Consider the following 21081-nt stretch of genomic DNA (forward strand, 5'->3'; position numbering starts at 1 on the left):
ATTAATTTTCAGCCAACTTTCCCGCATGTTATACACACTTCTCTCATCTGGTTTTTCCCTGACCAACCTCCCATTGTACCGTTTCCATATTATGTTGTAAAATGTAATGATACCAATGTTTGTGGACTGTTCACCAGAAAGGAGAACATCATGGCCAATCGGCTCCAGTTATTACTAGCCTCAGATTTCCATAATTTAGGCTCTGCACTTCAAGAAGAAGTGTATTATGAATATTATAATATGGTACATGGTCTTATCGTTTATATCATCAAGGAGCGTGCTGCAGCAGAAGATATTATTCAGGAAGCTTTTATCAAAATCATTAAAAACAAACCCATCTTTGAAGACGAGGTCAAACTGAAAGCCTGGCTCAAGGTTGTCACACGGAACACAGCTATTAATTATCTGAGAAAAAATAAAAATAACCGTAACCAATTGGATACGGATAGTGTTTTTATAGATATGGAGACGATGAATCAGACCGCAGCTTCCGTGGAAAGCATGGTAGAAACGCAGATGATGGAAGAGTCCATTGAATATTATCTCAGACAGCTCAAACCGGAATATCGTGTACTGGTGGAGTTACGGTGGAAAAAAGGTCTCTCCTACCGAGAGATGGCCGAACTGCTGGATACCTCCGAAGACATTGTGAAGCAACGCTTGTTCAGAGCCCGTGGCAGTATTAAGAAGAAATTACATAAGGAATGGGGTGGAAGCATTGAGCAAAGGCAAGTCCGATAAAAACGTGGAGCGATTCGATTCAGAGCTGGAAGACGAATATTTCGACGCTGCGTTTGACCTGGCTTTTGATGAAGCTTTCCATCAGGCCGTCTCTGCCCCTTCCGCCTCCCATACCGAATCCATGCGGCAATCCTGGCAGAAGGTAAACAGGGAAATTAACAGAATCGGTTTACGTAAAAAAAGAATACGTACCTTGCGACTTTCAGTTGTAGTCGCTGCATCCGTAACTATCGGGGCCGTTATTTTCAGCCTGCCGTCCGGTACGCAAGCGGTATCCCCTTTTGTGCAATCCATCAAGGATTGGGGCAATGGCATGAAATCCATTATCATTGAGGATCGTACGACCCAACTGGGGGCTGATCCGTCAACAGCCAAAACGCCTCCACCACCAGAAACCAGCTTGGACGACATTCTTAAGGTACAAGAAGAAGAAGCTCTTAATACACCTTCGTATGAGTTATCGAGCCATCAGTTTCGTCCAGTACTTGTTACGGAAGAGATTGCACGCGAAGGGTTCATGGGTGACTTTCTGTTATCCAAGGCCATTCCCGAGCGATTCAACAAGGTCAAATTCGAACTCGTGCTTGATACTGAAAACCCTGTGAATCCAGACGATTATTATGAGTCCAACCAAATGAGAGTTCAATATACCAGTGAAGGCAAAAGCATAGAAGATGAGATTATCCAGTTTGATTATATCTATGTCATGCCTGGGGAGAAAATTGAAGGAGCCATGCTTCGTGATATGAGCACCGTAAAGCTGGCGGATGGCTCGGAAGCACTGATGTATATCGGCCCACCTTATAACTCCTTTCAGTGGATGATGGGTTCAAACAATATGAGTCTGTTTGGCACCCTTTCGGAAGAAGAAATGACTGCTATTGCCAACGATTTTCAAGAGCAGAAGTTTCCGGGTAGCACCCGTCGATAAGATCAAAATAACACGGTGCCAGAGACATGTTTGCTTGTTTCCGTGGCACTTCCATCATACGCTGTATGAATACTGGTAACGCGATAATAATATCCTGGCATTACGGTCCAATCCGATGCGGCATTCAATAAGTTTGTATTCGTTGCATTGTTGGAACCCGTTTTGAAAGTTACCCATGCTGTTCCTGTCCAGCGCTCAAGTCGATAATCTACGGAAAGTGTCTTCATTGCTGTATATGTCATGGTCTTGGTATTGACGATAGCCGATAGTCCACCCCCCGGAATGACTGCACCGACCGCTTGATAGATATGTCCACGTTCGGAATTGGTAGCAAGCGAATGGATGGATGGTTCTGGCGGTGGCGGAGCTGTAAGGGCACCAGAGGACACGTTGATTATCGGGCTTGCAACGGCTGGTTCGGACGTAGGTATAGCCAGGATTGTTGGCACCATTAACAAGACAACAAGGGTTATTTTTAGCATAGATGCTGCACTCTTTGTTTTCATTTTCCACATATTGATCCATCCTCCGCTTCCATACTTGATTTTGTGTAAGGGTATAAACGGACGGATCGGGTGACAGGTTTCAAAAAAAAATTAGACGCTCCGATGTTTCTGTCGGCAGCGTCTTTTATCTTTGCATGCATCTCCAGCATAGTTGAAACCTAAATTATTCCAGCCCGTATGTATTGGGTAATGGATACACGAAACCATATGAACCAACCAGATTTGCAAATGAGGTGTATAACTTGAGTAAATTTCAATTCAAATCCAGAAGGCATCGTCACAGCTCCAATCCGAATCAACTACATATCGAAGTTTCCGGCTCGTTCAAACGTTGGCTTGTTATCTTGGTGAGTGCACTTACCGCAGGGACCTTAATATATTTCTTGGCTACAGCTCGGGAAAGCTGGATAAGCATGGGGATTGACCGCTATGTATTGCCCTTTATGATCTGGGGACTTGTACTGTCCCCCATCCTTGCTTTTCTTTTTCTCAAGCAGAGCGGACGGACCCTTTCCCATGTCAAATTTTTACGTGTTTTCGGGATTGCTTTCTCCCTTCTGCCTCTGGTACTTCTGTTTTATGTGTTACCCGTAACACTTGGCATGGTGAATGATCACCTGACCCAGTTTAAGCAAAATCCCGTGTTATCCACCACTAAGGTGGGGGACTACAATTCTCACGAGGTTACTTTTGTCGATACGCCTATGTACGCCATCATCACCATTAAGACACCGATAACAACCCAATCCACTCGAAAAAAGCTGAATATCCAGTATGATCTTGCTCCGGGAGAGAATGTTTACGTCACTTATAAGCGAATTTCTATCGAGAACAGCTTGGTCACGGAGAATCGTTACGCCGATATTGTCATTCATGCACCCAAAGAATCATGAGCATGCAAAAAAAGCTGTACGATGACCATTACGTCACCATACAGCTTCATTTGTTACAATTTCGATCCGGCTACGCGCCTTCTTCTTCAACCAACAGTTCCAGCTTAATCACATTTACTCGGGAAATCCGCTTATGCTCTGTCTCTTGAATGACAAATACATAACCCCCATACTCAACCGATTGACCAACCTCAGGTGGAATGGCATCTACTCTGGAGTATAACCAGCCCCCGATGGTATCGTAATCGGCACGATCCATCTCCAGTCCGAATCGTTCGCTGACTTCTTCAATCAGCATCAATCCATCAATAGAGTATTCCATCTCATCCACTTGTTCAATGACAGGACGCTCATGGTCGAATTCATCCTGAATCTCGCCTACGATCTCTTCCATGATATCTTCAAGTGTGACAAGGCCGGAGGTTCCGCCGTATTCATCAATCAGAATCGCAATCTGTGTCTTGCTACGCTGCATACGTTTGAGCAGATCACTGATTAGCGTGGTATCTGGCACAGCCAGGATGGGCCGGATCACGGAGATGGTATCCGTAAGTTGGGATCGCATCAGATCCTTAATGTGAATAAAGCCGATAATATGATCCTTGTCTCCGTTATATACCGGATACCTTGTTCGCATACTCTCACTGGCAATCTCCAGATTCTCCAGCATGGACTCATTGGCATTCAGACAGATCATTTCCGTTCGAGGAATCATAATTTCACGGGCGGTTGTATCCGTAAAATCAAATATATTATCAACAAGTGCTAATTCAGTGTTATCAATTAAACCGCTCTTATTGCTTTCTTTCATCAGAATGCGTATTTCATCTTCGCTATGTGCGGAGTCCATCTCCGAAGCTGGTGCCATTCGGAACAGTCTCAACAAGCCGTTAGCCATACCGTTCAGTGCCCATATGAATGGATACATTAACTTGTAGAAGAACGTTAGCAAAGCCGCAGACCACAACGTGATCGTCTCAGACTTTCGAATTGCCATCGTTTTGGGAGCAAGTTCTCCCAGTACAATGTGCAAGATCGTAATAATCACAAATGCAATGGCAATAGAGATTCCATGAACGTAGACTGGTCCCAGTCCAAATGCGGTAAACATGGGCTCTAACAGATGTGCAATTGCCGGTTCTCCCAGCCACCCGAGTCCCAGTGAAGCCAAAGTTATACCTAGTTGGCAAGCTGATAGATATGCATCCAGATTACGTACGATATTGGAAGCATAGATGGCATTTTTGTTGCCTGTTTCCACCAAAGCCTCAATTCGGCTTCCACGAACTTTCACCATCGCAAATTCCGCCGACACAAAGAAACCATTCATTAATACAAGTAAACCAATGATTACTAAATTTAAAATACTCGGTAAGGGGTCACTCAAATTTTCATCCTATTTGCCGTCATTCTTCGGCAAATAGGTCCACCTCCTTCGAAAATGTAGGATATTTGCCATTCTGCCGCTCATATGCAATTTCAACTTCCCAATGCTTCCACCTCCACCTTGTTCTGTCGAATAACAAAGATATGCTTCTTTTATTATATAATTCTACACTACACAGTCAATCCGTGTCCTATGACAACGAAATAGCACAAACGCCTTTTTTCTTGAACAAAAGTCTCGATTACGCTGTTTTTTAACATTTCACAAACAATGATCTACCATAACCAAACCAAAGAGAGCATCCTCGCTCATGCTTCGACATGGCTGGATACTCTCTTTTTGCAATACTTTATTTTCTCAGATTCTATCTGCTGATTACGATGTCGACTCAATCTCCACTACGGTTTCCGAAACGGGGTTCCAGCGCCATCTGGCTTGTTTCCCGCTTGCGTTATGCAATCCACCGATCCAGAATTCATCCTGCTTCAGCAGTGCCCAATCGACTTCTCCATTCAACACCTGAATTCCGAGTTCCGTTAGCGACAGGATTCCGTCACGGAATTTTTCATCATGCTGCTTGAAATTAGGGAAAGTGGTTGCACCGCTCATCTGAAGAAGAGCATGAGGTCCTTCTGTCATCCGCTTCAGATGTGCCCAGTATTCAAGATCACCCATCCCGAGAATATGCAGCTTGTCTCCTACCTCGCGAAATAATGGATACGGATGCTCCACACCTGCTCTAATGGTTTCCAGTGTTGTCTGCTCAATGAGTCCCAGACCGTTCGATACAGATGGCAGACGGGACAAATGTGCCTTAAAGGCAGCTTTCGCAAAGGGTAGCGCAGAAGTATCTGCCTGCAAGTAATCCAGATGATGCCGGAAATCAGTCGACGTATAGGCTTGCCAGAACTGTGCACCGGCTTGTAACTCGTTTTTCTCAATCACATGCCAACTGCCGGACAGACGTTCAATCTGTGTGGAGGTAAGCTGTCCCAGTCCTCTAAAGTGCTCAATCTCTGGATACGAGTCAATACAGAGTAAATTCAGTTTCGTATTCTGGAGTGCTTGTCCTTTGAAATAATGCAATAGATAAGATAACATCGTCTGATCATAGAGATCGTATTCGAACCATAAGACAATTTCCTTGTATTGTTGAAACGAATTCAACTTGCGTTCAAGTTCCTCGATCTTCAAGTATTCCGCCTGTGGAATGCCCAACTGCTGCTCTAACACGGATGCCCGAGTCTGCCGCTCCTTCGTATCTCCCATCTCTTTGGCTACCGGACCGAACGTGTACAACTCTCTCCATACCAGGATGTCTCCCTGAATTCCACTCTCTCTTAAACGATTGGCAGCGTGATCCCCATTCATAATGTGTAACAATCCTTTTCCCCCTTCATACAAGTCACTGAATACAGAGACCAGATCCCTTACTGGCATAGAGCGCTTAAGTTTGGATCGGGCATCGAACAGTCTTTTCTTTAATGCAGGTACCTTGACCCCGAGGAAATCCGATATTTCCTTGAGCGAGTATCCTTCCAAATAAAACAGTTCAACAGCAATCCGCATCGATGATGGCAGTATTGCAATAGAATCACGCAGGGTACGATGCATTTCGTTTTGCACCGCTTGTTTTTCCGGATTATGCGCCTGATCCTCTTCATGGAATACATGCTCCAGCTCCTGAACTGGAATCATGGTATGTTGCTTGCGTCTTAGCCAGCGATAACACTGCCTCTCCACGATCACCTTGAACCACCCGGGAAAAGCCTCAGGAGCTTCCAGCTTGGACAGATTGCCAAAGGCTTCAGTAAATGCCTCCTGTACGACATCTTCAGCCCAAAATGTATCTCCTAAACGATTGTAGGCAACAGCAAGAGCCATCCCGCGATATTGAGACATCAGTTGTGCGTAAGCATCAGTTTCGCCCTTCATCGCTCCTTCAATCCATGAATTCAATGCTATGGACTCCCTTCATATAAGCATGCTGCTTGTTCTATTCATGTATAAGTGCCATGTTATCGCCAAAAGGTTACGTATAACTCTAAACCTAGAGTAACCTTCGTATATATGTTTATGTAAAAAACTGTCCTGTCTGCGGATTACCTCCACATTCAGGACAGCGAAGTAAATCAGTATGTGTTAGACATGTGACATGTCAGTTATCAATCAACATGATGAGGTGAAAATGGTTATCTGCTTGGAGCTTGCGGGTAATTGCCTACCACGCCCGGATATTGATACAACAACGGCTCATCAAATGTAGCATAGTCGAAGTTGACCATCAACAGCATGATTCTTCTACCTGTCTTCGGGTCACTGATGATAATATGATCACGGCCCGCTGCTTCAATAATACCTTGGAATATGCGAGCGTTCCATTCTTTATTGCCTTCATATGTCATGTAGAATGTACCGAATTTACCAAGGTTCAGACGTAAAATATTCTCAATGTATGATTGCTCAAACTGTGGAGCCGTTGTTGTAATCACTGCACCTGTTGGTGTCATTGGGCTTCCACTGGATACGAGTGGCGGTACACTTGTGGAGCTTGGTGATACCATCCCTGGCGTTGGTGACATGGCAGGCATTCCGTTACCAATTTTGTAAGACGTACCTTGAACCTGAGAATTAGCTTGTTGACCCATCACAGAATTGGCTTGCTGACCCAGTGTTTGAGTTGTTGGTTGATAAGGCTGATTAATCATGATGATTCCTCCCAAAATTTAATATACTTCCGGACAGTCTTCGCCTGAAGGACTGAAGAAACAATGCGCTTTGAAACGTCCTGTATTTTGCTGGTCATACCACGTTGCCGGACACTCGGCCACAGGTCGGAAGAACCACAATGAATTGCTGGCAGGCCAGAAGCGCTCTCCATTAATCACCCGTTGTGCGAGACGTATCTCGGACTGTCTTGCCCGTTGGTAAAAGTACCCCTTCTGTGTTGACTCGTAGCCTCCTGGATTCTGGAATACCATACGATTGATATCGCGAATATCCTTAAAGTCCAGACAATCCACCAGCACCCGGTTCACACTTACATTGCCCACAAGCAACATACCCTGTTCGCCGTCACCTTCAGCCTCTGCCCTCATGAGCCTAGCCAGCAGCTTGACGTCCTCTGAGTTGGCTTTAATAACAGCCATAGTCTGTTTCCTCCCTTGTTTCAGCTGTTCATCACCGTACATCGTATTGTGCAGGAGCCCATTCGGTGACACGATTCCATCTTTTTTCCATAAAAAAAAGCCCGGAACCTCACCCAAGGTGAAGTCCCGAAGCAACTCGTTTCTTATAATACTCGCCTGTTTAAGGCTTGGCTTCAATCCAATAATCATAGGCATGAACAATGTTGCCTTGGTAAGCCTGATATTCGGCCAGCAGATCAGGAAGCTTGGCAAGCTGAAGTTCCATCTCCGCTGCCCCTTTTTCATAAAAAGAAATATGAGGACCTTCGTGGTTCTGCTTCATTTCGACCGAAATCATCAACCTTTTACCGAAACGATCGGCGATCTCCATCTCCTGACTCACAACAGCAGCAATCCCATTGGAACCTTCGGCGTTGTTACGGAAAGCCATCAGCGACACATGATCGAGTGTACGGATCATAAATTCAGCCACAGATGTATCCTTTCCTGGCAACGCGAAGCTATCCAACCATACAGCAAGGTCTGCGCTTGTTTCGAGATCACTGTCCTTCTTCGTTTCTTCCTGGAAAAATGTAATATTGGCAGCCCATTCGGTCAATAAGGTGTCCCGACTATTCTCCCACTCTGGCAAAGTGTAAGGCTCAATATCCAGATGGATGCCTTCAAATCGTTCATCCGGTTCGGATTCAGCATTATAGTTTTTCACATAATCAATCAAGCGCTTAATGCGTGGACGATTCTCCTTCTTGCCCCAGATCGGATGTCCACCCATCGCATGGATCTCTATGCCCTGCGCTTTTGCCCGTTTCACAAAACTACGATAGCTGGAATAGGGTTGATCCAGGTCCAACCGGACATACAACCAGTTAATATTCTGCTCTCTAGCAAATGCTAGTATGTGCTCTCCCCCGTCATTCGTCACCTGAGAGGCCTCCCAGATATACGTTCCCCGAATCTCTGGCTGATTGGATGGAGTCTCCGGTGATGGCAGTTCCGACGGCTCCAGTTGTCCCCAGTATACGATGTCATGTACAGCAGAACCTGCGTAGGAACTATGCTCGCCGAATGCGGAGGCAACTTCTTCAATAACACTTTCCAGTTGTGCTGCACCTTTCCCGGCAAATGACGTGAACTCCTCGCCAGGCATGGGCTTGGTGTTCAACCCAACCGTGACGCTCACATTGCTGGCATCGGCCCAGTTCATTTCCTGTTCAATCAAACGTATGATACCATTGTTCCCTTGCGCGTTATCACGGTAAGCGAGTAAAGTGACATGCTCCACTTGTTCAATGAACCAACGTGACAATGGTTCGTTATCTGCATCCTCAGAAACTCTATTTCCTGTGACGGTATAGGAATCCAGCCAAAATGGCAGGTCAATATTCACTGCAACTGCGCCATCCTGTCTCACTTGCTCAAATAACAGATTCATATTGGCTACCCAGGATTGTACCAGTGGTTTAGCATCTTCTTTCCAGGCTGGTAACACATAGGGCTTGATATCCAGATGTATGGCATTAAATTGCTCGTTGGGTTCAGCAGCTTGATTGTAATCACTTATCCAAGACGCTAATCTGAGCATGGGACCTTCACGGCCACTTAGTGCCCAGGATGGATCGCCTCCCAGCGCTTCAACCGCAATACCTGCACGGCTTGCTTTGGCTATAAACGTCTGGTATACCTCTTTGGACAGCGTCATGTCTACATTCACGTACAGCCTGTTTATCTTATGTTTAGCTGCATTGGCCAACAGCTCATCTCCGTTGCTAACAGACTGTGCCTGCCATACCCAGGCCGCCCGTATATCTGCGCCGTCAGCTTCAGCAGGTGACTCATTACCTATCATTATCATCCCTCCGATCAGCAGTAACAGCCAAAATACCTTCCGGGATTGTTTCCCGAACATATACTCCCTCCATTCCTCTACTGTTGTAAAATCACATTTATTATAGCAACCGAGTTATTAAAAACAAATAAGCCCAAGTGCTTAACTTGGGCTTATCACTCTGAAGTTGGGACAGCTTAGGGCTCGCCCGGTTCAATCCCGGTTCTAGTCCTCATATATCATTTTTCGGGTCATGCCTCCATCAATAACGAGGTTGGTCCCTGTGACAAAGGTATTGCTTGGGTCAGACAAATATAAACAAGCACGGGAGATATCCGAAGGAACACCCACACGACCGGAGGGATGCTGTTCATGATCCTCCTTTTTCAATTTCTCCACGTCTCCTGTCTCAATCCATCCCGGACTGATACAATTGACCCGAATTTGGTCCTTGCCCAGTGAGACCGCCAGCGCATGTGTCAGAGCTACAATCGCTCCTTTGGATGCGGCATAAGCTTCGGTATCCGGCTCAGACATCAGTGCACGGGTAGAAGCCATGTTGATAATGGCACCCCCGTGTTCATTGCTTTTCATATGTTTGGCTGCTTCCCGACTCGCCAAAAAGCAACTTCTCACATTGGTATTGAGTACATCGTCCCATTCTTCCAGCGTCAGCTCATAGGGTGACTTCCACTTGGCGAGTCCTGCATTATTCACCAAAACATCAATTTGTTTGAATTCTTCCACGGTTGTCCGAAACAGATTCGTAATATCCTGCTCGCTCCGAACATCACATTGGACAAAGATGGCTTCTCCGCCTTCGTTACGAATGGAAGCTGCCGCTGCCGCCCCTTCTGCTTCCTTGTAGTCGGCAAGTACAACTTTGGCTCCAGCGACTGCATAAGCCTCAGCCACACTTCGTCCTATTCCCTGAGCGGCCCCGGTTACAACAACGACCTGATCTGTAAATGACATATTGATTGCCTCCTCTATGGTAATGATCTTTTGATCATAATCTTATTAAGCCTCTTCTTATATAAAAACACGTTAGGCCCATTAAGAAACGCTTGTCCAGTAAATAATCAAAAAAAGCTCGCGCCATTCTGGCGCAAGCTGCTCAGTTTAACCCCGTAGGCGTTCAGAATATACGCGATTATATCGCTCGAAGCCTACATAACGCGTTCCTTTGAACGAGAGCCGTCCTTCATCCCCCTCAGCACACAAACCATACTCTTCGCCATTGACTTTGAATTCGAGCCGATCTCCACTTTCTACTTCAAAGGTGACGTAGTATAACGTTCGTGCTGTACTGCCCGGTTCAGATTGCGACTGACTCATCTTCATCCGTCTGCTGGTGATTCGTGAAGGCACGGTCAATAGCGGCTCCGAGTTGTTGCGTCCCCACCTCCATACCTCCTTTCCCATCGACAGAAGGACTATACCTATAATCAGAACAAATACAACCGGAAAGACGGTTCCAAACAAATCAAACATCCAGGATGATTCAATGCCCATGTCTCTCCCTCCGTTCATACAACTTAGGACAGCCGGAGTCTTGACCCGTCTCCTGTAATGTATATGCACGTAAACAAGGAACTTGTTATCCGGATTGAAATCGAACGGTGTGAAGGGAAAAACCCTCCGGCAGAATACCGAAGGGTTGCTTCATACGAAAAATAAGTACTATTTCATTATCTAATACCCTGCTGCCTAGCAGCCATGTTTTAATTAAAGGTTGTTGCAAATCGTTGATCCGACAATATAACCTGATTAACCTGTCCCTCTTTTGTCAGCATAAACGATGCACGATAGATAGCCAGATCATCTTTTTCCGCTTGCAGTGACTTCTCATCCAGGAATGTTTCCTTCTGAATATGATAGGCATAATCGATATTACGTTCAGATTCGACCAAAACATGTTCCTTGCCATACAGATCGAGAATCTCTTGATGTGTCATCCCCGCCTCTGCCCCGCGAGCCGTCTTAAAGTACCCTTTCGAGTCCTTATTCAAGATGATACTAACGACTTTGGCATCCCTATAACCAATCGTGATCCCGTTATTGTATTGATAGGATTGACCCACACCGGTTGATGTTCCCTCACCGAGGATTTTCTCCGCCTCTTCCTGACTCATTCCATACGTAATCTTATCCTCACTGTCGGTCTTCATCACAGCCAGATCCTGTTCTGAAAATTCGTTTGGATTGAATTTGCTATTGCTGCAAGCCGTGACCATGATTAATAATAATGCTGCAACAACCCATGTAATTTTTCTCCAGTGTCCATTCTTCATGCACTCACCTCTGATGTTTTTCCAATATTTTATCATATTATCTACTGAAAAAATAATTAGTAGTGACGTTTTCACCATTCCTCAAAAACAAAAAGGGTATCCGATATGTACTTACTCCTGTACCATTATCCGCTCCAACTGAGATAACAGCCTCAGGTAAAGCACTGCTATCTCAGTTCAAGCAAACCCATGTTACCGTTGTGGATGCATATTTAATAAAGTTGAGGAGAGTTTGCTAGCCTGTTAACGGACTCATGCTAATTGTGTGATCACAAGATGTGCGGATACAGGTCTAGTTCCGCCCGCAAGTGGCGTGATTGTTAATGCTGTAGCATTACCAGCCGGGTTCCGCACGGTCAGAATAGAATTAATCACGGTTGTCTGCACCAAAGCCATACCAAAAATCTGAGACGTTCCCGTTGCTCGCCCAACTACAGTAGGAGCCAAATCTGCCCCATTGAGAGTTAAAATTAATTGACCGGCTTCATTAATGCTCACCTGGAACAAAATCTGATACGTACCAATGGCTGCCAGATTGAATGAACTAGGCCCCGTACGTGCGATAGTTGTTCCACTTGTCGGCCCATCCTGAGGAAAGCTTACATCAGTACCGGGAGCAACCGTTGCTGCATTATCAGGTGGCATCAGTGCGAAAAAGTCAGCAAATCCCAGTACGCTTCCGGCTGCTCCTGTTGCACCTGTACCTCCCGTGGCTCCAGCTGGACCCGCTACTCCTGTAGCACCAGTCGGGCCTACTGCTCCTGCTGCACCGGCTGGCCCTGCCGGACCTACTGCTCCTGCTGCACCGGCTGGCCCAGCAGGGCCTACCGCTCCTGCTGCACCGGCTGGGCCTGCCGGGCCTACTGCTCCTGCAGCTCCTGTCGCACCCGTCGGCCCAACAGCTCCAGCAACACCTTGAGGCCCAATTGCCCCGGCAGGTCCAGGATTACCCTGCGGACCTTGTGGCCCTACGGCCCCTGCTTCTCCCGGAATCCCCTGTGCTCCCATAGGTCCAGCAGGCCCGACCGGACCTTGAGAACCTACCGCTCCAGCAGGACCAGGCTGTCCCTGAGGCCCTTGTGGTCCAGGTGGCCCCCCTGCTGGTCCTTGAGCTCCAGTTGGCCCTTCAACCCCTTGTTTACCTGGAATACCTTGTACGCCCTGTACGCCTTGTATACCTTGTGGTCCTGTTGGGCCAACGACAGTAGGGGTAGATATATTCACTTCTGGAGGCGGACATTTTACTTGAACGAACTTTTTGACCACTTTCAATCGGCGTTCTTTTCTTTTAACTTTACACGGATGGAATGTTGCCTTTTTTCTCTTCATACGTTTCTTCACTTCTGAATGACTCACAGTGTGGACACCTCCCTATAGACATGGTTTAACGTACGTATGTAGATGAAAAGATGCGTGGACGAACAACCATTTTAACTAAAAAACTCCGCTAATTATCAGGTAAAACAATAAAATCAGTAGCAACTGCCTATACGTTTGATCTATTTTGTTCAAAACCATTAATTGAGTCGAGCTGGTTTACGTGAGGAGATTTGTTCAAAAAAACTCATGCCATTTGGGCATGAGTTGCTTGGTTTAACTAAGCAGACGTTCCGAATAAAGCAGATTAGTTCGTTTAAAGAAATATATCTTGTCCCTTGAAAGAGAGCCGTCTTAAATCTGCATCGGGTGTACGACGATATAGGAGTTTTGAGAAAAAGGTAACCACGACCTCCATAACATGTTGAGTTCATTTATGCTGATTTTTCGATTGTAATATTCTTCATCACAATTAATCTTGTGGTCTAACGATTCTGCCAAGTAAAAATGCGTTTCATCATAACCAACGACGGGAACAAAATGCAAATAACGTTGTTTGGGATGTACTCTAATAAATAAAATAACAGGCACACCCTGGCTGATCTGTTTCTTTAACGTATTCACATTACCACGTAAGTACATTGCCTGATATCCTAGCTTCCTGAAAAAAACAACGACCGCTTTGGGATATACCGTCCCATCCAGTAATTTGCGAGGATAGGTTTCATATAGCTTTGTTCCGTTGGACTCCAAACCGAAATGTCTCAAGACAAACGCACTGGAAAATGCAGCGCATTCGTAGTTTTTCTGAATATCCAACCGATTTGAAGATTGAATGTAATATGTGCTTGGCACATTGACTGTGTACATGCGATCTTTCTTAGGAAAACTGAAATAAAGGGAGATCACCCAGAGAATAATCAACCAAAATAATACATTGAGAAACAATTCTTGACCTCCTTCGTCTCATCAAGATGTACTCTAACGTTTAAGTATGCCATTCACTAGACAGCAGACTATACGTCACAATATTCTCATAATGATCGTAAACCCATTGAGCTTCTCTGGATGTTCCCTCATATGAAAATCCGATTTTCTCAGGTATAGCCCTGCTTTTAAAGTTGTTTTCTGCACATTGAATGATTACACGATTTAACTTCAACTCGTTAAAGAGATATTTAAGCAATTGTTCTATTGATTTGGTAATGATTCCTTTGCCCTGTGCTGACTCAGCTAAAAAATATCCAATGCTCGTTGCTCGATTCGTCCAATCAATATAATGCAATCCTAACATCCCAACCAATTGTTCATTGAACCATATTCCGGAATCAAAACCGTTCTTCTCTTCATAATTATGTGTCCATACTTCAATTACAGAATCTAAATCGCTGGGTGATTGTCGTTTATCAACCCAGAGTAACCACGCTCTCAAGTACTTTCTATTCTCATCAATTAACGCATACAACTCATCTCTATCTCGAGATTGGATCAGCTTTAATACAATAGATTCATTCACTTGAAAAGGTAGCATCCTGTTCCTCCCACTCAATCTAACTATTAGGTTATTTTAAATGTTCATTCAACACACCAGTTCTTTAAAACCCATTCTTTAATTTGTTCAGCTACTCCCTCTACTGTAACTTCTGTCGTATCAACTGTTTGCATTGGCGGGTCAAACGCAGTTTCCGAATTCTGGAGTAACCAATTGGCAAAATTCTTGTGATCTTCAACCAGGTTCTCGTCCCACCCACGGGCTCTTAAACGCGTCTCGCGAGTAACATCGTCACAATGCAAATTCATATATAGAATTCGATCAAATCGATCTATGTAATCCGACGATGCAATGTTTTCCGGAACCATCGTTCCGCATAAAACAGTCCCTCGTCCACTTAGCGATATGTTATACGCAATCCTCAACCAATTCTCTTTGGCAATCTGCCAATCCACGTTATCGATGATATCCATGTCAAAGACGTCAAATTCGGGAAGTTGCTTGCGAACAAGCGAAGAGATCGTTGTTTTTCCTGTTCCACTTGCGCCTGTCACTACAAACAGCGGTAATTTTCTCATAACTAGCCCCTTTAGTTAAAATAAAATTTGATCTATTACGTTCTCCATTGATCTGCTTTCAACCCATAAATAATCCTGTTTAAATATGTACCGTTAATATATTCGTAATCTCTTAATTCACCTTCACGTTGAAAGCCTAATTTTTCAGGAATTGCGCGGCTTTTGAGATTATCTGTTGCTACGCCAATTTCAACTTTATTTAATTCAAGTTCATCAAATGCGTAATCAATTAAATTTTTAATCGATTTTGTAATAAGTCCCTTACCCTCATATTCCTGACCAAGCCAATATCCTATTTCAGTCTTCTTGTTTTCTTGATCAATGTACAAGTATCCAATAGAACCAGCAAGCTCGTCTCCACACCAGATTCCTAACCAATAACCATCATCTTGAGCATAGCGTATACGTGTTCTCTTGATGAAATTTCTTGAATCATCTTCTGTTAATGTCATGCTGGGGAACTTCAACCACGCTCCTATATGATCCCTGTTTCGATCGATCAGATTATATAATTGGGGTGCATCTTTCATTGCCAATAGCGATACATAGGTAGCAGTATCCATTTGATATTTAAACATATCCCACTCTCCGATTCATTTCATTTAATCATCGTTTTCTTGCTTTAATTACAAAGGATACAGGTAACATCTTCGCTCTTTTAAGGAGACTATCGCTATTATTATGTAATTGCATGATATCCTCATCGGATTCTTCTATCATTTGTTCAATGACAAATCCCGCTTTCGCTAACGCATTGACATAGGTTGATAGTTGACGATCAGCCAAGGTTAATTCACCCTGACAAAAGTCAGGAGATATCGCATACCACGATTCATCAGAATATGGCTTATTGAAGACAAATCTATCATTTTCTTCAACGACACATCTATGAATTGGATGAGACCAACTGAAAATAAAAATACCATCTTTCTTTAAATAAGAAGCGATTCGGCTGAAAGTACCTTCAAGATCGGTTGTCCAACCTATGGCATAAATCGAATACACAGCGTCAAAATAATTAGTAGGAATCCCACATTCCTCTTCCATGGGTGAACATATCAATGTTGCAGGAATTCCGTATGTCCTCAAGTGTTGTTGTGTCTTTTCTATCTGTTTCTGGGATATATCCATACCCCACAGTTCACCTGCTTTGCGGTCTCCATGATACTGCAAGGATTGACCATTTCCACAGCCCACCTCTAACATCTTTAATCCTGAGACATCACCAAAAAGTTGGTGTTTTTCTTCTGAGATAAATGCTCCATAATGTGGAAGCACGATTGCTCTCAAAAAGTCATTCCCTTTTGTATCCCAATAAAAGCTGTTTGTTTCATAAACACTGTACTTGTTCATCTGATAGTCTCCTTTATACACCACATTCAGAACATCACTTGTTACCTTCGTTGAAATATGTAATCTACATCGACTCGTTTCATTGATTGAACTTCCTTTCCGGAAACTTTTAAATATTATTCTTATCACTGAACTCAATGCAAAAAGGCTGCATCTCAGGTTTTAAGCAATACTCTATTCTTTCTCTGAAGTTTTTCCATTCGACTTTTAAAATGGCTTCATCGATCGGAAAGAAACCAGACTCTAAACTCTCCGATGATGTGATTAATTCTCCTCCTATTGGTCTTGCTAGAAATAATGTGTTACATATTGAATTTTCGATATTCTGAAATATTCCACAGAATTTGATGATTTCAATGTCGATTCCAGACTCCTCTTTCGTTTCTCTGATCGCAGCTTGACTTAGGGATTCTCCTTCTTCTACTTGACCGCCTGGCATTTCCCATCCTCTTCGTGGTCCTCTAATAAGTAATAATTCATTTTGTTCGTTGATCACGATTGCAGCGGCAGATAAGATATGTTTTGGAGGGCTCATTTATTCGACTCCTTCTAGAAAGATTAATATACGTTTGAAGAACAATTTATATCCAGGCTAAAAGAAGTTATATATCCCGTCTTCAAAATAATTGTATTCTTCATCCGTTATTCTTAAGTTTCCATACCCTTTATAAAATATTTCTCTATCTCTTTCATTGTCAAACGCATTATGTTTCGGTCTAATGGCTAATGCTACATCATATCTTGGGTCGCCATAAGCTGCTCCTGCCCAGTCAATAACTCCAACAATATTGCAATCATTAACTAGCACATTATCTATAGTGAAATCTCCATGAATGAAAGTGTTCTCTATTGGTTTTGGTCTTGCTTCCTTCAACTGTTGAAGTAGTTCTGCTGAGCCGACTACAGCAAAGTGAGTAAGATTATATTCTGCTTTATTAAGCATTGTATCTAACCAAGGAGTGTTATTGTTCAATAATTCAACAGGACAAGAGCATTCATGTATTTTCTTTAAACAAAGCCCAAAGTTAAAAATCGCTTTTTCTTTACTTTGAAGGTCAGGCATCTTAGAGAGAAATTCTCTTAAACTTATTCCATCAATATAATCCATCAGAAGCCATCTTGATGTGTCCTCAGTATGAAATGAATATACCTTTGGAACAGGGAGTCCCGTATGGTAAAGGTATTGGAGCACCTTATATTCATCGGATAACCATTCATTATAAAGATCGTTTTCTGTCTTCTTGATGATGTACTTTTGATCAAACGTATCCAGTATAGCCACAGTAGAAGTATGACCTTGCTTAGGAAAAGTGATTTTCTGGACTTCCCTATATGTTCTTTTATTTCAATTGGGAGATCTTGAATGTTCATAGTTTTATCCTTTCTACTATCTCGGACCTTTATCACGAATTCCACATTTTGAGTAATTTACCTTAATTATTTCTATAATAACCCATGCTGCAATATTTGCGAAGTGAATTTAAAGCGTATACATTTCTCTCCAAATCAAAAAGAACCCTCCCGCAGGAGCGTTCTCCGTGATTGATCCGTGTATCATTAGCCTAAGCGTACATTAGATCCATAAACCCGCGAGTTACTTCTCCACCTTCAGCTGGTTCGGCCTGGTCTGCCTGTGCGTGTTCTGCCATGCAAGCCTTCACTGCATCCTCTGTGGTACAACGATTCGCATCGTCACATGTGTAGCATAATTGAAGCATATATCTGGTTAATTCATCCGCCTGCGTGAATTGAGTTTGACCGTTGGTTCTCATCTTCATCACTCCTTCTCTTGTTGAGTTAAATATATCACCTTCTAGCGAATTTATTTGTGATTTATTTCACAAACTAAGCAAAAAAAGAAAAGAAACCCTTAGGCTCCTCTCCTTTCTCCTATCTTTTCACATCGATAACACTCTACTTTAGAGTACTTTCCAATGTACACCGCCATCTACCGTTTGCAATAACAACGATCTTTTGGCATCTGTATTTTCAACCAATATCCAGCCAAGCTTGGGGGTAACCATCTGCATCTTCACAATCTCCGGATAATCTTCGAGAATTTTCTCCAGTACACTGCTTGCAGGAAGAGCACTCCACGTTTTGCCCGCATCCTTGGTGTGGTAGGTTATGCCCTTTTGCATCGCCCAACCTTCCGATGCGTTCAGAAATACCGGTGAAAGGTTACGATTCGCACCCGTTTGTTTGTTTAAAGTGAAATTGGACAGCTTCCAGCTCTTTCCGCCATCGGTGGTAAAGAATCCATTAAATGTCGTGCTCTCGCCTTTAGAACAGGACATTGACATCCAAGCTGACTGCGCTTCACGTCCAAAAAATTGTGGTGAACTAACACTGAAATTACCACACCCGTTGAATTTGTTTCGATCAAAGAAGGATGGTCCAGTATTCCAGTTCTCTCCGCCGTCTGATGTTATATACAACTTCGGTGTGCCGAACTCCAGCGCTGTTAAGAAACCATGTTTTGGATCCGAGAAAGTCATGCCCGTGGTGTATCCACGTTTGGAAATCTCTTCTGCTTCCTGTTTGCCATCTTCATCACTGGATGACATCCGATTCCAGGTAATTCCACCGTCCTCGGTGAAGTAAAGTTTCTTATCCTGTTTACCAATAGCGGTATCGACCGTGGTGAGAATCCAACCTTTTTCAGGAGATACAAATGAGATCGCAGTCACTTTATCCGTCTTGGACAGAGAAGACAGGCTCCAAGTTACGCCTCCATTATTGGTGCGAAGCACCATGGTATCTGTTCCACCCATGCCTTCACGAACAATCCAACCATGTGCACGATCTACAAAATAAATGCTTTGTCCATACTTAGGGTTAGCCGGAAACTGTACATTTTCCGAAGGTGAAATATTGGTCCAGGTCTTTCCCTGATCCTGAGTGTAGTACAGGCGCAGCGCATTCCGCGTCACCCCCCACGCCAATCCTCCGTTGTCATTGAGCAACTGAAAATCGGTCAAACGGGTCTGTATTTGGTACTTGGCCATATCTGCAGATTCTGTACTGTTCACAGGGGGAACGACAGTTAATGTCTGCCCTGTATTCCCGGCGTCCTCCTGCTGCTGCGGAGGTTCTGCTACCGGAGGTTGATCTGAGTCGGTGCATGCAGCCAATACAGCTGCTATACCTATAGACAGTAATGCTGTCTGCGCGATTTTAATCCATTGCGAACGCAAGTGGGTTCCACCTCTCTCATCCAATATACAGGCGCGCATGCCTGTCCTATGGCGTTTTATTTACGATTCATCAGAATCCACTGCTCCTATTCTACCACAAACCTTATGTAAAAGGCTCATTGGCCACTTATGGTTGGCCCGCTCCCTTTTTCCAGCTCATACTCTGGGCTATAGGTCGCACATTTATTACCATTAATTTTATCCTAAACTGTTTTTCGACGGAATAATTGGTAAAAAGACATGAAATGTGAACTATTTTATAGACAACACTCGCTTTATATTCTCTAATCCCTTAATATGGATGGGAGTATAACCCAAAAAGGAGAGGATATTGAACATGACAAATAGTGCAGCTCTGAAACCAAGTCGTGTCGTAATTGTAGGCATGGGTGCGGTGGGAACAACAACGGGATACACGCTAATGTTGAGACAGCGTTCGTCCGAGTTGGTATTTGTGGATGTGAATCATGATAAAGCAACCGGCGAAATGCTGGATATGAACCACGGTCTTCCATTTACGGGAGGCGTGAAAGTATGGGCTGGCGATTATTCCGACTGCAAAGATGCAGATATCATTATTATTACAGCCGGTGCTTCCCAGAAGCCGGGCGAAACCCGGATTGATCTGCTGAAGAAAAATGCAAGCATTTTCAAAGATATTATTGAGCGCATTACTGAAGTGAATTCTCATGGTATTTTGCTGATTGCAACCAATCCTGTAGATATTTTGTCCTATACTTCATGGAAACAAAGTGGATGGCCTGCTTCCCGTGTCATCGGTTCAGGTACATTGCTCGATAGCGCACGTTTCCGTTACCTGATTGGTAAAAATAAAGGGATCGACCCGCGTAGTATTCACGCACACATTATTGGTGAGCATGGAGATTCCGAAGTACCGGTATGGAGCCTGGCTAACGTTGCAGGAACAGATCTGGAATTGGATGAAGAAACACAACAGGATATCTTCGACCGTACCAAAAATGCAGCGTATGAGATTATTAATGCCAAAGGAGCGACTTCCTATGCAATCGCCCTTGCTCTGGACCGCATTGTAGCTGCAATTCTCGGCAACGAAGGCTCCGTTCTGAACGTATCCACGTACCTTGAAGATTACAATGGTGTATCGGATGTTTATCTGGGTGTTCCATGTGTTGTCGATCGCAACGGTGTGCGCGAAATTCTGCCTCTTCCGTTGAATGAAACCGAAAAAGTGGCTTTCCAGGCTTCTGCTAACAAATTAAAAGAACAGATCGCCGGACTCGAGTAATTCAATCGCGCAATCATTCATATCGTGAACGATTCAGCACGTTAAAAGTTGTAAATTAAGATATCTGTCTTAGCCAAAAGGGCCATTTGTTTCTTCTAAAGAGAAGAGGCGAATGGTTCTTTTGTTTGATTTCTATTATAGGCCTATTTAG

At 43.9% G+C, this 21081-nt stretch carries 23 protein-coding genes; 4 read left to right on the plus strand and 19 right to left on the minus strand.

Annotation, left to right across the window (positions count from 1 at the left end):
- Positions 1 to 150: 150 nt before the first annotated feature.
- Both MHI55_RS17875 and MHI55_RS17880 read left to right on the plus strand, forming a co-directional pair.
- Positions 151 to 741 carry a sigma-70 family RNA polymerase sigma factor gene (locus tag MHI55_RS17875; protein WP_017688141.1) on the plus strand — a complete coding sequence of 197 codons (591 nt, stop codon included), beginning with the start codon at positions 151 to 153 and terminating at the stop codon, positions 739 to 741.
- Positions 719 to 1672 carry a hypothetical protein gene (locus tag MHI55_RS17880; RefSeq protein ID WP_127550687.1) on the plus strand — a complete coding sequence of 318 codons (954 nt, stop codon included), beginning with the start codon at positions 719 to 721 and terminating at the stop codon, positions 1670 to 1672. The genes MHI55_RS17875 and MHI55_RS17880 overlap by 23 nt, the downstream gene beginning before the upstream one ends.
- Before the next feature lie 2 nt (positions 1673 to 1674).
- On the opposite strand, the gene MHI55_RS17885 is transcribed toward MHI55_RS17880, so the two are convergent.
- Positions 1675 to 2187, minus strand: coding sequence for a hypothetical protein (locus MHI55_RS17885; RefSeq protein WP_340386530.1), 513 nt, complete (start codon positions 2185 to 2187; stop codon positions 1675 to 1677).
- Between the two features lie 233 nt (positions 2188 to 2420).
- On the opposite strand from MHI55_RS17885, the gene MHI55_RS17890 reads away from it, so the two are divergent.
- The gene (locus MHI55_RS17890) at positions 2421 to 3071 is read left to right on the plus strand and encodes a hypothetical protein (protein WP_340386532.1); all 651 of its coding nucleotides are present in this window, start codon (positions 2421 to 2423) and stop codon (positions 3069 to 3071) included.
- Between the two features lie 70 nt (positions 3072 to 3141).
- Here the strand turns inward: MHI55_RS17890 and MHI55_RS17895 are convergent, their stop codons facing one another.
- The 18 genes from MHI55_RS17895 to MHI55_RS17980 form a co-directional block, all read right to left on the minus strand.
- Positions 3142 to 4458 carry a hemolysin family protein gene (locus MHI55_RS17895; RefSeq protein WP_036613746.1) on the minus strand — a complete coding sequence of 439 codons (1317 nt, stop codon included), beginning with the start codon at positions 4456 to 4458 and terminating at the stop codon, positions 3142 to 3144.
- A 375-nt stretch (positions 4459 to 4833) separates the two neighbouring features.
- Positions 4834 to 6417, minus strand: coding sequence for a sigma-70 family RNA polymerase sigma factor (locus MHI55_RS17900; protein ID WP_340386534.1), 1584 nt, complete (start codon positions 6415 to 6417; stop codon positions 4834 to 4836).
- A 233-nt stretch (positions 6418 to 6650) separates the two neighbouring features.
- Positions 6651 to 7049 carry a spore coat protein GerQ gene (gene gerQ, locus MHI55_RS17905; protein WP_235193948.1) on the minus strand — a complete coding sequence of 133 codons (399 nt, stop codon included), beginning with the start codon at positions 7047 to 7049 and terminating at the stop codon, positions 6651 to 6653.
- 135 nt (positions 7050 to 7184) lie between these two features.
- Positions 7185 to 7607 carry a cell wall hydrolase gene (locus MHI55_RS17910; RefSeq protein WP_076217086.1) on the minus strand — a complete coding sequence of 141 codons (423 nt, stop codon included), beginning with the start codon at positions 7605 to 7607 and terminating at the stop codon, positions 7185 to 7187.
- Positions 7608 to 7767: 160 nt separating this feature from the next.
- Positions 7768 to 9453, minus strand: coding sequence for a hypothetical protein (locus MHI55_RS17915; RefSeq protein WP_340386536.1), 1686 nt, complete (start codon positions 9451 to 9453; stop codon positions 7768 to 7770).
- Positions 9454 to 9657: 204 nt separating this feature from the next.
- On the minus strand, positions 9658 to 10407 hold the full coding sequence (locus tag MHI55_RS17920) for a glucose 1-dehydrogenase (protein ID WP_017688133.1): 750 nt from the start codon (positions 10405 to 10407) through the stop codon (positions 9658 to 9660).
- Between the two features lie 147 nt (positions 10408 to 10554).
- Complete coding sequence (locus MHI55_RS17925; RefSeq protein WP_017688132.1) at positions 10555 to 10947, minus strand: DUF2500 domain-containing protein; 393 nt, start codon at positions 10945 to 10947, stop codon at positions 10555 to 10557.
- Between the two features lie 209 nt (positions 10948 to 11156).
- On the minus strand, positions 11157 to 11762 hold the full coding sequence (locus MHI55_RS17930) for a hypothetical protein (RefSeq protein WP_340386538.1): 606 nt from the start codon (positions 11760 to 11762) through the stop codon (positions 11157 to 11159).
- Positions 11763 to 11978: 216 nt separating this feature from the next.
- Positions 11979 to 13082, minus strand: a complete 1104-nt coding sequence (locus MHI55_RS17935) for a collagen-like protein (RefSeq protein WP_340386540.1) — start codon at positions 13080 to 13082, stop codon at positions 11979 to 11981.
- A 315-nt stretch (positions 13083 to 13397) separates the two neighbouring features.
- Positions 13398 to 13991, minus strand: a complete 594-nt coding sequence (locus MHI55_RS17940) for a C39 family peptidase (RefSeq protein WP_339193683.1) — start codon at positions 13989 to 13991, stop codon at positions 13398 to 13400.
- Positions 13992 to 14031: 40 nt separating this feature from the next.
- Positions 14032 to 14559 carry a GNAT family protein gene (locus MHI55_RS17945; protein ID WP_340386542.1) on the minus strand — a complete coding sequence of 176 codons (528 nt, stop codon included), beginning with the start codon at positions 14557 to 14559 and terminating at the stop codon, positions 14032 to 14034.
- 59 nt (positions 14560 to 14618) lie between these two features.
- Positions 14619 to 15113, minus strand: a complete 495-nt coding sequence (locus MHI55_RS17950) for an AAA family ATPase (protein ID WP_340386544.1) — start codon at positions 15111 to 15113, stop codon at positions 14619 to 14621.
- Positions 15114 to 15148: 35 nt separating this feature from the next.
- Positions 15149 to 15691: a GNAT family protein gene (locus tag MHI55_RS17955; protein WP_340386546.1), complete on the minus strand. Its 543-nt coding sequence runs from the start codon at positions 15689 to 15691 to the stop codon at positions 15149 to 15151.
- A gap of 28 nt (positions 15692 to 15719) precedes the next feature.
- The gene (locus MHI55_RS17960) at positions 15720 to 16466 is read right to left on the minus strand and encodes a class I SAM-dependent methyltransferase (protein ID WP_127550660.1); all 747 of its coding nucleotides are present in this window, start codon (positions 16464 to 16466) and stop codon (positions 15720 to 15722) included.
- Between the two features lie 109 nt (positions 16467 to 16575).
- A complete protein-coding gene (locus tag MHI55_RS17965; RefSeq protein ID WP_076317651.1) occupies positions 16576 to 17001 on the minus strand; it encodes an NUDIX hydrolase in 426 nt (141 codons plus the stop codon).
- A gap of 57 nt (positions 17002 to 17058) precedes the next feature.
- Positions 17059 to 17781, minus strand: a complete 723-nt coding sequence (locus tag MHI55_RS17970) for a phosphotransferase (RefSeq protein WP_340390616.1) — start codon at positions 17779 to 17781, stop codon at positions 17059 to 17061.
- A gap of 247 nt (positions 17782 to 18028) precedes the next feature.
- A complete protein-coding gene (locus MHI55_RS17975) occupies positions 18029 to 18238 on the minus strand; it encodes a hypothetical protein (RefSeq protein WP_339186910.1) in 210 nt (69 codons plus the stop codon).
- 147 nt (positions 18239 to 18385) lie between these two features.
- Positions 18386 to 19663, minus strand: coding sequence for a YCF48-related protein (locus tag MHI55_RS17980; RefSeq protein WP_339186909.1), 1278 nt, complete (start codon positions 19661 to 19663; stop codon positions 18386 to 18388).
- A gap of 337 nt (positions 19664 to 20000) precedes the next feature.
- Between MHI55_RS17980 and MHI55_RS17985 the strand changes: the two genes are divergently transcribed.
- A complete protein-coding gene (locus tag MHI55_RS17985) occupies positions 20001 to 20930 on the plus strand; it encodes an L-lactate dehydrogenase (RefSeq protein WP_036613729.1) in 930 nt (309 codons plus the stop codon).
- Positions 20931 to 21081 lie beyond the last annotated feature (151 nt).

The sequence above is a fragment of the Paenibacillus sp. FSL E2-0151 genome, from assembly GCF_037993015.1.
Classification (GTDB): domain Bacteria; phylum Bacillota; class Bacilli; order Paenibacillales; family Paenibacillaceae; genus Paenibacillus; species Paenibacillus amylolyticus.